This is a genomic window from Micromonospora inaquosa (genome assembly GCF_003857055.1).
Lineage (GTDB): Bacteria > Actinomycetota > Actinomycetes > Mycobacteriales > Micromonosporaceae > Micromonospora > Micromonospora inaquosa.
Genome location: NZ_QGSZ01000259.1, coordinates 1 through 14,317 on the forward strand (window position 1 = coordinate 1; position 14,317 = coordinate 14,317).

The 14,317-nt window shown below is 71.9% G+C and carries 12 protein-coding genes and 2 pseudogenes; 7 read left to right on the forward strand and 7 right to left on the reverse strand.

What is annotated here, in order from left to right:
* A pseudogene (locus DLJ59_RS23230) lies at positions 1 to 189 on the forward strand (IS4 family transposase); the annotation flags it as partial.
* A gap of 36 nt (positions 190 to 225) precedes the next feature.
* Here the strand turns inward: DLJ59_RS23230 and DLJ59_RS23235 are convergent.
* Genes DLJ59_RS23235 through DLJ59_RS23255 form a run of 5 tightly spaced genes read right to left on the reverse strand, consistent with a single transcriptional unit; the run spans position 226 to position 7,002 of the window.
* Positions 226 to 1,404 (reverse strand): Gfo/Idh/MocA family protein, encoded by a 1,179-nt coding sequence (locus DLJ59_RS23235; RefSeq protein ID WP_124774725.1) that lies wholly within the window; start codon positions 1,402 to 1,404, stop codon positions 226 to 228.
* 25 nt (positions 1,405 to 1,429) lie between these two features.
* Positions 1,430 to 2,923 carry a mannitol dehydrogenase family protein gene (locus tag DLJ59_RS23240; RefSeq protein ID WP_124774726.1) on the reverse strand — a complete coding sequence of 498 codons (1,494 nt, stop codon included), beginning with the start codon at positions 2,921 to 2,923 and terminating at the stop codon, positions 1,430 to 1,432.
* Positions 2,914 to 4,218 (reverse strand): enolase C-terminal domain-like protein, encoded by a 1,305-nt coding sequence (locus DLJ59_RS23245; protein ID WP_208648803.1) that lies wholly within the window; start codon positions 4,216 to 4,218, stop codon positions 2,914 to 2,916. The genes DLJ59_RS23240 and DLJ59_RS23245 overlap by 10 nt, the downstream gene beginning before the upstream one ends.
* A complete protein-coding gene (gene uxaC, locus DLJ59_RS23250; protein ID WP_124774727.1) occupies positions 4,215 to 5,648 on the reverse strand; it encodes a glucuronate isomerase in 1,434 nt (477 codons plus the stop codon). Before uxaC ends, DLJ59_RS23245 begins: the two co-directional genes overlap by 4 nt.
* A 25-nt stretch (positions 5,649 to 5,673) precedes the next feature.
* Entirely contained in the window at positions 5,674 to 7,002 is a 1,329-nt protein-coding gene (locus DLJ59_RS23255; protein ID WP_124774728.1) for a Gfo/Idh/MocA family protein, read from the reverse strand.
* Between the two features lie 236 nt (positions 7,003 to 7,238).
* Between DLJ59_RS23255 and DLJ59_RS23260 the strand changes: the two genes are divergently transcribed.
* The 6 genes from DLJ59_RS23260 to DLJ59_RS23285 are packed head-to-tail and all read left to right on the forward strand — an operon-like array spanning position 7,239 to position 13,178.
* On the forward strand, positions 7,239 to 8,369 hold the full coding sequence (locus DLJ59_RS23260; RefSeq protein ID WP_124774729.1) for a LacI family DNA-binding transcriptional regulator: 1,131 nt from the start codon (positions 7,239 to 7,241) through the stop codon (positions 8,367 to 8,369).
* 19 nt (positions 8,370 to 8,388) lie between these two features.
* A complete protein-coding gene (locus DLJ59_RS23265) occupies positions 8,389 to 9,735 on the forward strand; it encodes an ABC transporter substrate-binding protein (RefSeq protein ID WP_124774730.1) in 1,347 nt (448 codons plus the stop codon).
* Between the two features lie 30 nt (positions 9,736 to 9,765).
* Positions 9,766 to 10,749 (forward strand): carbohydrate ABC transporter permease, encoded by a 984-nt coding sequence (locus DLJ59_RS23270; protein ID WP_124774731.1) that lies wholly within the window; start codon positions 9,766 to 9,768, stop codon positions 10,747 to 10,749.
* Complete coding sequence (locus DLJ59_RS23275) at positions 10,749 to 11,648, forward strand: carbohydrate ABC transporter permease (RefSeq protein ID WP_124774734.1); 900 nt, start codon at positions 10,749 to 10,751, stop codon at positions 11,646 to 11,648. Before DLJ59_RS23270 ends, DLJ59_RS23275 begins: the two co-directional genes overlap by 1 nt.
* The gene (locus DLJ59_RS23280) at positions 11,632 to 12,321 is read left to right on the forward strand and encodes a hypothetical protein (protein WP_208648804.1); all 690 of its coding nucleotides are present in this window, start codon (positions 11,632 to 11,634) and stop codon (positions 12,319 to 12,321) included. Before DLJ59_RS23275 ends, DLJ59_RS23280 begins: the two co-directional genes overlap by 17 nt.
* Entirely contained in the window at positions 12,318 to 13,178 is an 861-nt protein-coding gene (locus DLJ59_RS23285) for a DUF6807 domain-containing protein (protein WP_244236180.1), read from the forward strand. Before DLJ59_RS23280 ends, DLJ59_RS23285 begins: the two co-directional genes overlap by 4 nt.
* A gap of 45 nt (positions 13,179 to 13,223) precedes the next feature.
* Here DLJ59_RS23285 and DLJ59_RS23290 read toward each other — a convergent pair whose 3' ends face one another.
* Complete coding sequence (locus DLJ59_RS23290; protein WP_124774732.1) at positions 13,224 to 14,003, reverse strand: hypothetical protein; 780 nt, start codon at positions 14,001 to 14,003, stop codon at positions 13,224 to 13,226.
* Between the two features lie 30 nt (positions 14,004 to 14,033).
* Positions 14,034 to 14,317: pseudogene (locus tag DLJ59_RS23295) on the reverse strand (hypothetical protein); the annotation flags it as partial.

The following is a 14,317-nucleotide window of genomic DNA, read 5'->3' on the forward strand; positions in this document are numbered from 1 at the left end:
ACCGTCATCGACCTCGTCGGCGTCATCGGCACCCACGTCCTGAACCACCTACTGCCCGACCGCCGCATCCGCGTCAAGTCCCGCATGATCAAACGCTCCAACAGCAAATACCAAGCCCGCGGCCCCAACATCAACCGACAGACCTACAAAGCCACCACCAGCATCGACATCATCACCACCGACCCTTGACACCCACCGCCCAGCCCTAACTGAACGGCGTTGGGGCTAGCCCGCCAGTTCGGCGCGGTACGCGGCGGACGCCCACGGCACCGCCAACTCGCTCGGCAGCGCCCCCCGCTCAGTCGCCTGACGCAACACGTCGACGACACCGCGCAGGTGGCGGACCCGCTCTCCGCCCTCGCCGAGGGTGGTCACGAGATCGCCGCCGAGCAGCCGGGGCTCCGGCGCGGGCCGCAACGCGTCCAGCAGCGCGGTGAACGGCGCGGTGCGGGCCAGCGGCGCGATCAGCGGTACGCCCACCGGGTCGGCCCGGTGGGCGAGCAGGTTCTCCAGAAGTCCCAGCCGCCCCGGCACCCGGCGGGTCACCACATCCCCGGGCAGGCGCAACCGGTCGGTCGGGTACTCCAGCACCGCCTGCCCGGTCGTCCCGGTCACCACCACCTCACCCGCCACGAACTCCGCCGCGGCCAGCGTCCCCGCCACCAGCACCGGCGGCCCGGCGCGGAACCGGACCCGCAGCACGGCGGTGTCCTCCACCTCGATCGGCCGGACCCGGTAGCGCTCCACCTCGATCGCGACCGGCCAGGGCGTCGCCCCGGCGAGCGCCTCGGCGATCGCCAGGCACTGCATCACCGCGTGCGCGAGCGGGTTGGCGAGCGCGCCGTCCAGCACCGGCCGGCCGTCCAGACTCCGTCGACCGGCCCAGGGGGTGCGGGCGTAGTAGGCGTCCGGCCGTTGCCAGGCGGCAATGGTGGAGATGCCGGTGACCGTGCCCAGCCGGCCGGCGGCCAGCGCGTCGGTCAACGCGGTGAGGGCCGCCGAGCCGAGCGCCTGGAAGCCGACCTGAGCCACCCGCCCGGCGGCGGTGAGCGCCCAGGTCAGTTCCTCGTGCTCGGCCAGCGACAGCACCGGGGGCTTCTCCAGCAGCAGGTCCGCGCCGGTGGCCAGGGCATCGCGGGCGATCGTCAGGTGGGTGTGCGGTGGCGTGCAGATCACCACCACCTCCGGCCGGGTGGCGGCGAGCATCGCCCGGTGGTCGGTGAACACCGCGACCCCGGGCGGCACCGGGGCGGCCGGGTCGTCCTCCACCGGCCGGACGTCGACCAGGGCGACCAACCGCAGCCGACCGGCCGCGTGCAGGGGCGCGATCACCCGCCGGTGCCAGCGACCGTGCCCGTTCGCCCCGATCACCGCCACCCGGGGCGGCGGCGTGGGCCCGCTCACCGCCGACCGACCCGGGTCGACCCGGTCACCGGGCACCGGCCAGGGTGGTCTCGACGCCGTGCCGTTCCAACGCGGTCAGCCAGGCGATCACGTCGGCGCGGACCTCGTCGTCCTCGGCCACCTCCGCCGGGATGACCTCGCGCAGCGCGAAGACCGCGTCGACGGCACCCGTCGGGCTCTGTGCCCCGTCGTCCAGCGCGGCCCGGATCAGCCCGGCCAGTGGGTCCTGCAACGGCAACGGTCGGCCGTCGTCGGCGTACCCCAGCGCGAAGCGCAACCAGGACGCCACGACCAGCGCGCCCCAGCGCGCGGACCGCCCGGTCGCGCGCAGGTCGGCGATGGTGTGCAGGACGCGCTGCGGCAGTTTCTGCGAGCCGTCGGTCGCCACCTGCAGGGTGCGGTGGTGGATCGCCGGGTTACCGAAGCGGGCCAGGGCCTGCTCGCCGTAGTCGACCACCCGGACCCCGTCCGGTGGGGTGAAGCTGGCCGCCACGTCCTCGGCGATGAGCCGGCGCAGCACGTCGCGCAGGTGCGGGATCTCCAGCGCGTCGGCGATCGTCTCCCGACCGGCCAACGCCCCCAGGTACGCGATGGTCGAGTGCACGCCGTTGAGGGCGCGCAACTTCAACCGCTCCCACGGGCCGGCGTCGTCGGTGAGCACCGCCCCGGCGTGCTCCCAACCGGGCCGGCCGCCCGGGAAGTCGTCCTCGATCACCCACTGCGCGTACGGCTCGGCGGCCACCGCGGCCAGGTCCGTCACGCCGAGCGCCCGGCGGGCCGCCTCGATCGTCTCCGGGGTGCTGGCCGGCACGATCCGGTCCACCATGGTGCCCGGGCAGGTGACGTTGCCGGCCACCCAGTCGACCAACCCGGCCGGGACGCCGCCGGCCCGGCCGACCGCCTGGTCGAGCATGCCGCGCAGTCGTCGACCGTTGGCCGGCAGGTTGTCGCAGCTCACCAGCGCCACCGGCCCGGCGTCCGCGGCGGCCCGGGCCGCCAGCCCACGCAGCAGCAGCCCCGGCACCGTGCGGGGAGGGCCGCCACCGGCCAGGTCCGCGGCGAGCGCCGCGTCCGGGGACAGTTGGCCGGTCACCGGGTCGAGTTGGTACGCCTTCTCGGTGACGGTCAGGGTCACCACGCGGACCGCCGGGTCGGCGAGCAACGCCACCACGGCGTCCGGGTCACTGGGCGCGTGGCGTACGCCGCTCAGGGCGCCCACCACCCGGGTGGCGCTGCCGGCGGCCGAGAGGGCGCTGACGCTGAACAGGTTGTCCTGCGCGGCGAGCGCCTCGACCATGGCGGTGCTGCGAGGAGCGACGGCCACGATGCCCCAGTCACCGCCGGCCGCGCCGACCGCAGCCTCGGTGAAGACGGCCTGGTGGGCGCGGTGGAACGCGCCCAACCCCAGGTGCACGACGCCGGTCGGCACGGTGCCCGGCCGGACCAGCGGGCGGGCCTCGGCGGGCAGTCGGCGCAGCACACCCAGGCCGAGCCGGGAGGCCCCGAGGGTCACCGCCATGCCGGACCGTCCGGGAAGCGGAACTCGGCGATCGACGCCGGTTTCATGGTGGCGCTGTAACCGGGTCGCTCGGGCAGCAGGTAGCGGCCACCGCGGGTCCGTACCGGATCGACGAAGTGTTCGTGCAGGTGGTCGACGTACTCGATCATCCGACCGTCGAGGCCGGTGCCCACCCGCAGGTAGTCGAAGATCGCCAGGTGCTGGACGTACTCGCAGAGGCCCACACCACCGGCGTGCGGGCAGACCGGCACACCGAACTTCGCCGCCAGCAGCAACTCGGCCAGGACCTCGTTGACACCACCGACCCGGCAGGCGTCGACCTGCATCACCCCGATCGCCTCGGCCTGGAGCAACTGCTTGAAGACCACCCGGTTGGCGGCCACCTCACCGGTGGCCACCCGGCACCGCCCACCGGTCAACTCGGCCACCGCGCGGGCGATCCGGGCGTGCCCGAGGATGTCGTCGGCGTGGGTGGGCTCCTCGATCCAGTACGGGTCGACCTCGGCCAGCGCCGCCATCGCGGTGATCGCCTCGTCGACGTCCCAGACCTGGTTGGCGTCCATCATCAACAGCGCGTCCGGCCCGATCTCCTCCCGGATGATCCGGGCCCGGCGCAGATCGTCGGCGAGCGGGCCGCCGACCTTCATCTTCATCGCCCGCCAACCGTCGGCGTACGCCTGCCGGGTCAGCGCCCGCACCTTCTCGTCGGGGTAGCCGAGCCACCCGACCGAGGTGGTGTACGAAGGAAAACCGTCACGATCGAGCGTGCTCAGTCGGTCGGCCAGCCCGTCACGGCCCTTGTCGAGGATGGCCGCCGCGTCGTCCGGGGTGAGCGCGTCGGTGATGTGCTTGAAGTCGACGCTGGCCACCAGGTCGTCGGTGGGCAGTTCGGCGAGGAAACGCCACATCGGCTTGCCGGCCACTGTGGCCCGCAGGTCCCACACCGCGTTGACCAGCGCGCCGGTCGCCATGTGGATGACGCCCTTCTCCGGGCCCAGCCAGCGCAGCTGCACGTCGGCGCTGAGCGAGCGCCAGAACGCCACCGGTTCGGCCGTGATCTCCTCGATGGTGCGCCCCCGCACGTGGTGGGCCAACGCCCGCACCGCCGCGCAGGTGATCTCGTTGCCCCGGCCGTTGGTGAAGGTGAACCCGGCGCCGGTCGGGCCGGTGTCGGTGCCCAACTCCACGTACGTCGCCGAGTAGTCGCCGCGGTTGATCGCGTCGGAGCCGTCGCCCCGGGCGGCGGTCGGGAACCGCACGTCGTGCACGTCGACGGAGGTGATGGTGATGCTCACTGGTCGCTGCCTCCAAAGTTGAAGACCCGCTTGGGTAGCCGGTACGCCAGGTCGACGATGGTCTCGGCGGCCTCGTCCATCGGCAGCCGGTGCTCGGCGACGAGGCGGGCCAGGAAACCGGCGTCCACCCGGCGGGCCACGTCGTGGCGGACCGGAATGGAGCAGAACGCCCGGGTGTCGTCGACGAACCCGGCGGTGTTGTAGAAGCCGGCGCTCTCGGTGACCGTCTCCCGGAACCGGCGCAGGACCTCGGGGGAGTCCAGGAACCACCAGGGCGCGCCGAGCAGCAGCGCGGCGTACCCGCCGGCGAGGGGCGCCAGTTCGCGGGTGAAGGTGTCCTCGTCGAGGGTGTAGAGGACCAACCGCAGCCGGGGGTCGTTGCCGTAGCGCTGAAGCAGCGGGGCGAGCGCGTGCACGTACTCGGTGGCCTGCGGGATGTCGCCGCCGACGTCGCGGCCGTGCCGGGCGTGCAGCCACCGGTTGTGGTTGCGTACCGCGCCGGGGTGCAGTTGCATGACCAGGCCGTCGTCGAGCGACATCCGGGCGAACTCCACGAGCATGTGCGCCCGGAACGCCTCCGCGTCGGCGGCGTCGGCCTCGCCGCGCCGACCCCGGTCGTAGAGCCGCTCGGCCTCGGCGGGGGTCAGGTCCAGGGTGCGCGCGGTGGGGTGGCCGTGGTCGGAGGAGGTCGCGCCGGCGGCGATGAACGCGGCGCGCCGGGCTCGCAGCGCGGCCAGGTAGCCGGCGTACGTGCCGGTGTCCTCACCGGCCCGGTCGGCGAGCCGGTCCACGTTCGTCGACCAGCCCTCGAACTCCATGTCCACCACGTCGTCCGGGCGGAACGTGGTGACCACCCGGCCACCCGGACCACCCCACCCGTCGGCGGCGAGTTTGGCGTGCTGGGCGAGGTCGTCCAGCGGCGACTCGGTGGTCGCCAGGACCTCGATGCCGAACCGCTCGAACAGCGCCCGGGGCCGGAAGTCCGGCTCGGCGAGCCGGGCCGCGATCTCGTCGTAGACGGCGTCGGCGGTGGCCGGGCCGAACGGGGTGTGCACCCCGAAAACGGTGCGGAAGGTCTGCTCCAGCCAGAGCCGCGACGGGGTGCCCCGGAACAGGTGCCAGTGCGCGGCGAAGCGCCGCCAGATCACCCGGCCGTCGGTCTCCACCGGGCTGCCGTCACGGGTGGGCACCCCCAGATCCGCAGGCGCTACGCCCTGACTGAGCAGCATCCGGGTCAGGTAGTGATCGGGCACGATGAGCAGCCGCGCCGGGTCCGGGAAGGGGCGGTCCTCGGCGAGCAGGGCCGGGTCGACGTGCCCGTGCGGCGAGATGATGGGTTGTTCCGCCGCCAGGGCGTACAGCTCCCGGGCCAGCGCGCGTTGGCCCGGTTCGGGCGGCAGGAGCAGGTCGGTGTGGTCGAACGTGGGCACGGGGTGGGGCTCCTCGTCTCCTGTGTCAGCGGGGGGTGAGCAGGTCGGCGACGCGCACGGGTTGACCGGTCTCGAAGGATCGATTGGCGGCCAACCCGGTGAGCAGCGCCAACGCGCCATCGTCGGCGGTCGCGGCGCGGCCCAACGGGTCGGGTTGACCGCCGAGGAGCACCCCGGTCATCCGGGCGTCCGCGCCGCCGTGCCCGTGCCGACTGCGACCCTCCACCGGGATCTGCCGGGGCGGGGCCCAGAACGGGCGCACTGTCAGCGTCGCACCTCCGCCCTCGGCCGGCGCGTCGGTGCCGTGCAGGGCCGCGCCCTTGACCGCGCCGGCGGTGTCCCGGTCGACGAAGTCGTTCTCGGCCACGTCCAGCTCCAGCCGGCCCCGGCTGCCGTTGACCATCACCCGGTAACCCTCCCAGGGCGCATACGCGGTGAGGTGGTAGGTCATGGTGGCGCCGGTGGAGTAACGGGCCAGCACCGCCATGTCGTCCTCGATGCTCACCCCGGGCGCGAAGACGTTGCGGTCGCGTTGGTAGCCGTCCTCGGCCTCGGCGTCGAGGTACAGCTCGCGCAGCCGGGGGTGTGCGTCCAGCCGCAGCGCGAACGGGTCGTCGACGGCGGCGGGGGAGCCGTGCGCCCGGTCGTAGTCGCGCGCGTAGCCGTGCCGGCGACCGTCCTCGCCGTAGAAGAAGAGCCGGCCGGCCGCGTACACCTCGACGGGGGTGGCGGCCAGCCACCAGTTGACCAGGTCGAAGTGGTGGCTGGCCTTGTGCACCATCAGCCCTCCGGAGGTGGCCTTGTCGCGGTGCCAGCGGCGGAAGTAGTCGGCGCCGTGGCGGACGTCGAGCAGCCACTCGAAGTGCACCGAGCCGATCTCGCCGACCGCGCCCTCGGCGAGCAGCCGTCGAACCTGTTCGTGCAGCGGGTTGTAGCGGTAGTTGAAGGCGACGGTCACCCGGCCTCCGGTCTCGGTCACCGTGTCCAGGATCCGCCGGCAGCGGGCCGCGTCCACGGTCATCGGCTTCTCGGTGACGACGTCCCGGCCGGCGCGCAGCGCGGCCACCACGTACTCGTCGTGGGTGACGTCCACGCTGGTGACCAGGACGACGTCGACGCGCTCGGCGTCCAGCATGGTCGTGAAGTCAGCGGCCGGGTACGTGGGCACCGCCCGGTGACCCAGCTCGACCAGCCAGCGGTTGTGCGCGTCCATCCGGGCCTGGTTGATGTCGGCGAAGGCGACCAGTTCGGTGGTGTCGGCGTAATCGAGCACCAGCGCCCGCACGAACATCTCCGCCCGCGCGCCGGCCCCCACCACGGCGTAGCGGACCCGTCCGGTGGCTCCAGGTGCCATGCGGTCACCTCCCACGATCCTGCAAAGGTTTGCAATGAAGTAATCACGATCGATGCGATCACGTCAACGACGGCAATGGGATCGGCGTCATATGTCAGTTTTTGTGCGGCGGTAGATCACCAAGGGAAGCGTGCGTGCCACAAAGCCGTAACCATTGACCGTTGACACTGGCGCAACCGTTTGCATTAATTGGCCACACCCACGTGACCGCCACCACATCGGACGAAGGGGTCGCCGTGCCAGTCACCATCCGGGACGTCGCCCGGGCGTCGGGTGTGCACATCTCCACCGTGTCCCGCACCTTCTCCGCTCCACACCTGGTCAACCCGGAGACCCGCGTCCGGGTGCTGGCCTGCGCGGAGGACCTGGGCTATCGACCGAACCGCGCCGCCCGGGCCCTGATCACCGGGCGGACGCACAACATCGGGCTGATCATCGCGGACATCGCGAACCCGTTCTTCCCACCGCTGATAAAGGCGGCGGAGGGGCAGGCCCGGCACCGCGACTACCACGTCTTCGTGGCCGACACCAACGAGGACCCGACCGCCGAGGAAGAGCTGGTCCACGCGCTGGCCAAACAGGTGGACGGGGTGCTGCTGTGCAGCCCTCGGATGAGCAACAGCCTGATCGAGCAGCTCAGCCGCGAGGTGCCACTGGTCGTGGTGAACCGCCAGGTGACCGGCCTGCCCTGCGTGCTGATGGACGTCGGGCAGGGTGCCCGCTCGGCGATCGAGCACCTGATCGGCCTGGGGCACCGCGGCATCGCGCTGCTCGGTGGCCCGCGCAGCTCGTGGACCAACCGGGAGATGCGCCGCGCCGCCAGCGCGGCCGCCCGAGCCGGTGGCGCCGAGCTGACCGTGCTCGGCCCCAACGCGCCCACCGAGGTCGGCGGCTCCGCCGTCGCCGAGCAGGTGCGACGCAGCGGCGTGTCGGCGGTGCTCGCCTACAACGACCTGATGGCGATCGGCCTGATCGAAGGGCTGGACGCGCTCGGGGTCCGGGTGCCGCAGGAGGTGAGCGTCGTCGGCGTCGACGACATCACCCTGAGCCGGCTCACCCGCCCCAAACTGACGACGGTGGCCACACCCACCGGGGCCGCCGGCCGGACGGCCGTCGACATGCTGCTGCAACAGGACATCGAATCACCGCGCGGTGCGCGGGGGTCCGGTGCCGGCACGGCGCTCGGCGTCCGTCGCACCACCGCACAGGTAATGCTCCAGACCGACCTGGTCATCCGCGACTCGACCGGCCCGGGCCCGTACGCCCGGCCGGCACGTCCCCTGGCCGCACCGCGTGGCCCGGACCCGCATTGCCCTGCGGGCCCGGGCATCCCGACTGCGGCCACCGGTGACGCCGTCGCCTCCTAATGCCAAGGAGTGAGCGCACATGCACCCCGCAACGCCCCCCACCACTGACGCGCCCGCCGGGCGCGCTCACCGTACCGCGCCGCCTCGGCGGCGCCTGCTGCGTGGCCTGCTCGCCGTGACGGTCGCCGCACCGCTGATGTTCGGTGCCGCCGCCTGCGGCGACGACGGCGGAGCCGCCGACCCGAACGCGCCGGTCAAGCTCTCCATCTTCTGGTGGGGCGGCGACGCCCGGGCCAAGCTGACCGAGGACGCGCTGGCCCTCTACACCAAGAAGCACCCGAACGTGACCTTCGAGAAGACCTGGCAGGCCAACCAGGGCTACTTTGACAAGTTGGCCACGCTCACCGCCGGCGGCAACCCGCCGGACCTGTTCCAGATCGACGACAACTACCTCGCCGAGTACGCGGCCCGCAACACCACGCTGGACCTGACCTCGTACCAGGAGTCCGGAAAGCTGGACACCTCCAAGTTCCCCAAGAGCCTCTGGCAGTACGGCGTCGTCGACGGCAAGCTCGCCGGCCTGGCCGCCGGGGAGAACACCCAGGGTCTGGTCTACAACAAGACGCTGCTGACCAAGCACAACCTGCCCGAGCCGACCACCGGGATGAGCTGGGAGGAGCACATCGCCTGGGCCGAGCAGGTCACCGCCAAGACCAAGGTGCCGGGCACCCAGGACCCGAGCGCCGACTACAAGGCGCTCTGGGTGTGGCTGCGCCAGCAGGGCAAGGACCTCTACAAGGGTAAGGAGTTGGGCTTCACCGCCGAGGACGTGACCACGTGGTTCGACCTGTGGAAGGGCGCCCGGGACCGCAAGGCCACCCCGACCGCCGACGTCATCCACGAGGGCAACTCCAGCGACGTCACCAAGCAGCTGGTGGTCACCGGCAAGTCGGCGACCTCCTGGGTCTGGGCCAACCAGATGCCGGACCTGAAGAAGAACACCAAGGACGAGCTGGGCGTGATCGCCTATCCCGGTGACCCGAGCGCGCAGTGGGCCCGGGCCTCGATGTACTGGTCGGTCTTCAAGGGCAGCAAGAACAGGGACGTCGCGGTCGACGTGATCAACTTCCTGAACAACGACGTGGAGGCGGTCAAGCTGCTCGGCACCGACCGCGGCCTGCCGTCCAACCTGGACCTGCGCCGGGTGGTCAGCGACGACACCACCGACCCGGCCATGAAGCAGTCCATCGCCGTCGAGGCGGAGCTGACCCAGACGTTCGGCGAGTCGCCGCAGGTGCCGATCAAGGGGCACAGCAAGGTGAAGGCCGAGCTGATCAAGGCCGCCGAGAATGCGCAGTACGGCCGCGCCACCCCCGCCGAGGCCGCCGCCCAGTTCCTCGAGGCGTGCAAGTCCGCCATCGCCTGACCGCCTCCGAGGCGAGGAGAGGAGCTGTTCGTGGCCTTGACCACGGCGCCCGAACCGACCCGACGCGGCCCCGGATCCGCCCGGGCCCACAGTGATCGACGTGGGCCCGGGCGGATCCGGCACAGCGAAGGTCTGGCCGGGTACGTCTTCCTGTCGCCGTGGCTCATCGGTCTGATGGGTGTCACGGCAATCCCGATGCTGCTGTCGCTCTACCTGAGCTTCACCAACTACGACGTCCTCACCCCCTTCTCCGAGGTGCGGTGGGTGGGGTTGGCCAACTACGAGCGGATGTTCACCGCCGACCCGTCGTACTGGCACGCGGTGCGGGTGACAGTGACCTTCGCGCTGATCGCCGTACCGCTGAAGCTGGCCGCGGCGCTCGGCGTGGCGCTGCTGCTCAACCGCGCCTGGCGCGGCGTCGGGCTGTTCCGTGGGTTGTTCTACCTGCCGTCCCTGCTCGGCGGCAGCGTCGCGCTGGCCATCGTCTGGGTCAACATGTTCAACCGCGACGGCGCGTTCAACTCGCTGCTGAGCCTCTTCGGCATCACCGGCAAACCGTGGGTCAACGACCCCGACTGGGCCCTCGAAACGCTGATGGTGCTGGCCATCTGGCAGTTCGGCGCGCCGATGGTGATCTTCCTGGCCGGGCTCAAACAGGTGCCCACCGAGCTGTACGAGGCCGCCTCGGTCGACGGGGCCGGCCGGTTCCGTCAGTTCCGCAACGTCACCCTGCCGATGCTCTCCCCGGTCATCTTCTTCAACCTGGTGCTGGAGACCATCAACGGCTTCCAGGGCTTCACCGCCGCGTTCGTGCTCAGCAACGGCACCGGCGGCCCGGTCGACTCCACCCTGATGTACACGCTGAACCTCTACATCACCGGCTTCACCGAACTCAACATGGGCTACGCCTCGGCGATGGCCTGGGTCTTCCTGCTCGCCATCGCGGTCATCACCGCGATCTTCTTCAGCACCGGACGGTTCTGGGTGCACTACTCCGACGGGGAGGACCGGTGATGGTGACGGTGACCCCGACGACAGCACCGCCGACCACAGCGCCGCCGAACGCGCGCCGCCGGCCCGGCGGACGACCCGTGCTGCGCCTGCTGATCCTGGTGGCGATCGTCGCCGTGGTGCTCTACCCGCTGATCTGGATGGTGGGCACCTCGCTGAAGTCCCAGGAGGAGATCGTCAACAACGTCGGGTTGCTGCCCGAGCGGTTCAGCCCGGGCAACTACACCACCGGGTGGTCCAACTTCGACGTCAGCTTCGGCCGGTTCTTCGTCAACAGCACCATGGTCAGCCTGCTCACCGTGGTCGGCAACGGGCTCTCCTGCCTGCTGGCCGCGTACGCCTTCGCCCGGCTGCGGTTCCGGCTGCGCGGCATGTGGTTCGCCGTCATGATCGGCACGCTGCTGCTGCCCCAGCACGTGCTGATCGTGCCGCAGTACATCCTGTTCCGCACGCTCGGGCTGGTCGGCGGCGACTGGCCGTACCTGCCGCTGCTCGTCCCGCAGTTCCTGGCCACCGAGGCGTTCTTCGTCTTCCTCATGGTGCAGTTCATGCGCGGCGTCCCCCGGGAACTGGACGAGGCGGCCCGCATCGACGGTGCCGGCCCGTTCGGCATCTTCCGGCACATCATCCTGCCGCTGAGCCGCCCGGCGCTGGTCACCACGGCGATCTTCTCGTTCATCTGGACCTGGAACGACTTCTTCCGCCAACTGGTCTTCCTGTCCCAACTGGAGGACTACACCGTCCCGGTCGCGTTGACCCTGTTCATCGACTCGACCAGCCAGAGCGCGGTCGGCCCGATGTTCGCCATGTCGGTGCTGTCGCTGCTGCCGGTCTTCCTGTTCTTCGTCGCGTTCCAGCGGATGCTCGTCGAGGGGATCAACACCAGTGGCATTAAGGGCTGAGCCGGCAGCATGGGCTGGACCCGACGACACCGGCGGCCGGCGGGACTGGCGCGACGTCGCCCGCGACGCCGCCGACCTCGCGCTGCTGGGCATCCTGCTGACCCTCGCGGCGGCACCAGTGCTCACCGTCGCCGCCGCGGCGGGCACGGCCAGCGCGGCGGTGCACGACTGGACGCGTACCGGCAGCTGGCCGTCGGCGCGCACGACCCTGCGCCGCTTCGGCCGCGCGGTGCCGGCCGGTGTTCCGGTCAGCCTGCTCGGGCTCGGCGGCGCCGTGTTGCTCACCGCCGACCTGGCAGCACTGGCCACCGGCCGGGTGCCGGGCGGCCCGGTGGCGCTGCTGGTGACCGCGCTGATCGCGGCCGGCCTGGCCGGGTACGCCGGGCTGGTCGTTGTCGAGGTGGGCAGCAACGGGGGCGGGCGGTGGCGGACCTCGGCCCGGTGTGCCGCCCGCGCCTGCCTCGACGTGCCCACCCGCTGGGCCGCGCTCACCGGGGTCGTCACGCTGGCCGGGCTGCTCGCCGTCCTGGTCACCCCGGTCGCGGTGCCGATCCTCGCCGGCTACACGGTGGCCGCGCTGCACGCCGTCACCGTCCGCCGGCCGGTCCTGGCCGACCGCACCGCCCGCCCCCCGGTCCCGGACGTCGTCGTCGGCCGCCGGGAGCTGCCGTGACCGGGGCGGTGGAGCCGGTACGGCTGACGGTCGGGGCCACGGAGGTGGCCGGGTACGTGCTCGACCCGGCGTTGGACGCGCGGCACGGGCCCCGGCCGTACCTGCACCCGGTGCGCACACTCGGCGGAACGGTGGTCACCGACGTGCTCCCCGCCGATCACGTGTGGCACCTCGGCGCGTCCCTCGCGGTGCAGGACGTCAACGGCAACAACCTCTGGGGTGGGCGCACCTACGTCCGCGACGTCGGCTACACGTGGCGCGACGACCACGGTGTCATCGCGCACACCGGCGAGATCGAGCGGTCCCCGGGCCGGTACGCGCACGACCTCCAGTGGCGCGACCGGGCCGGCGGTGTGCTGCTGACCGAACGACGAGGGCTCGCCGTGTCGGCGGTCGCGCCGGACACCTGGCGGCTCGACGTGGACTCCACCCTCACCGCCCCGGACGGCCGGGAGGTGCGCCTGGGCAGCCCGGCCACCAACGGCCGCCCGGGCGGGGCTGGCTACGGCGGGTTCTTCTGGCGGGCCGCCGCCGACGGCGAGCCGGCGGTGTTCACCGCCGACGCGGCCGGGGAGGAGACGGTCAACGGCAGTGCGGCGCCGTGGCTCGCGCTGACCGGGGCCGGGCCGGGCGGCGGGGCGTACACCCTGGTCTTCGCGGGTCTCGGGCGGGGCGACCGGTGGTTCGTGCGGACCGGGATGTATCCCGGGGTCGGTGTGGCGTTCGCGTTCGACCGGCCGGCGGTGGTGCCGGCCGGTGGCAGCCGGCACGGCCGTTACCGGGTGTGGGTTACCGACGGGACCCTCGACCGCGAGGGTGTCGCCGCACTGGTCCCGAAACCCCCCGGTCGATCATGAAGTTGTAGCCGTGACACGCCGATGTGCGGGGCAACAACTTCATGATCAACGGGGTGAGGCGGGGGTGGTGGTGCGGGTTGGCAGGGCGGCGGTGACCCGGATGGCCTTGACGATCGCCGGGATGGAGCCGATCAACAGCACCAACCCCCAGATGATCGCGATGATCGCGAAGACCAGCGCCGCCACGTCGTCGACGATGCTGACCAGGATCACCGGCACCAGGTTGTGCAGGAACTCCAGCACGACAGTGCACAGCAGGGTGGTGAGGATCAGCAGGACCAGGCCCTTGTTCTGCAGGAAGCGCGGCTGGGCCAGCACCAGCATCCCGGCCCACACCAGCTTGAGCAGCAGCACCAGCCCGAGCAGCACCGCCGCCTCGCCGACCGGGAAGAACCCCCACAGCGCCAGGTACGCCAGGGTGCCGAAGGGGACGGCCAGGAAGAGCGACACCATGATGGACAGCTCCACGAACGCGACGACCAGGGCGATCAGCCCGACGATGATCAGGATGATCGAGAAGATCAGGCTGGCGACGCCCTGCACCCGACCCTGGACCCGTTCGGGCAGCAACAGGCCCAGGCAGAACAGCCCGGTGCTCCAGACCGCCACCGCGTCGATCAACGCGAGGTAGCCGGTGCCCCGGCCGGACGGCTCGCTGACTCCCGACACGTCGTCGATCTCCACGTCCAGCGCGCCGGCGCTGTCCGCGAGGGCCGCACCGGCGTCGGCCCCGCCGAGCAGCAGCCCGGCACCGAGCTCCACCCCGATCGCCAGGACGATGGCGAGCATCGCCATCAGCAGGAACGGCTTGCGCAGGTCACCCACGGCGGCACCTTCCTCTCAGTCCAGGTCGGGTCAGGACGTGGCCACGACGACCGTGCAACCGCCCAGGCCGGGGCAGACCAGGCCCACCTCGGTGGCCTGGTCGACGGCGATCTTCGCCACCGCGCCGGTGCCGTCCGCCGCCGGCTCCACCTCGTCGCGGATGGTGAGGTCGGCGTCGCCGGGCGCCGGGGCGACGACCGTGAACCGCGCCGCGCTGCGCAACACCAGGGTGCGCAGCCCACCCGGGTCGGCGACCCGCAGCACGCAGTTGCCGGAGAAGACCAGCCGACCGGGCTCCTCGACGCAGTCGGCGC

Coding starts and splice junctions, on each gene's coding strand:
- DLJ59_RS23275 (WP_124774734.1), top strand. CDS start 10,749: ATGGTGACGGTGACCCCGACGACAGCACCGCCGACCACAGCGCCGCCG.
- DLJ59_RS23240 (WP_124774726.1), bottom strand. CDS start 2,923: ATGGCGGTGACCCTCGGGGCCTCCCGGCTCGGCCTGGGTGTGCTGCGC.
- DLJ59_RS23255 (WP_124774728.1), bottom strand. CDS start 7,002: ATGGCACCTGGAGCCACCGGACGGGTCCGCTACGCCGTGGTGGGGGCC.
- DLJ59_RS23265 (WP_124774730.1), top strand. CDS start 8,389: ATGCACCCCGCAACGCCCCCCACCACTGACGCGCCCGCCGGGCGCGCT.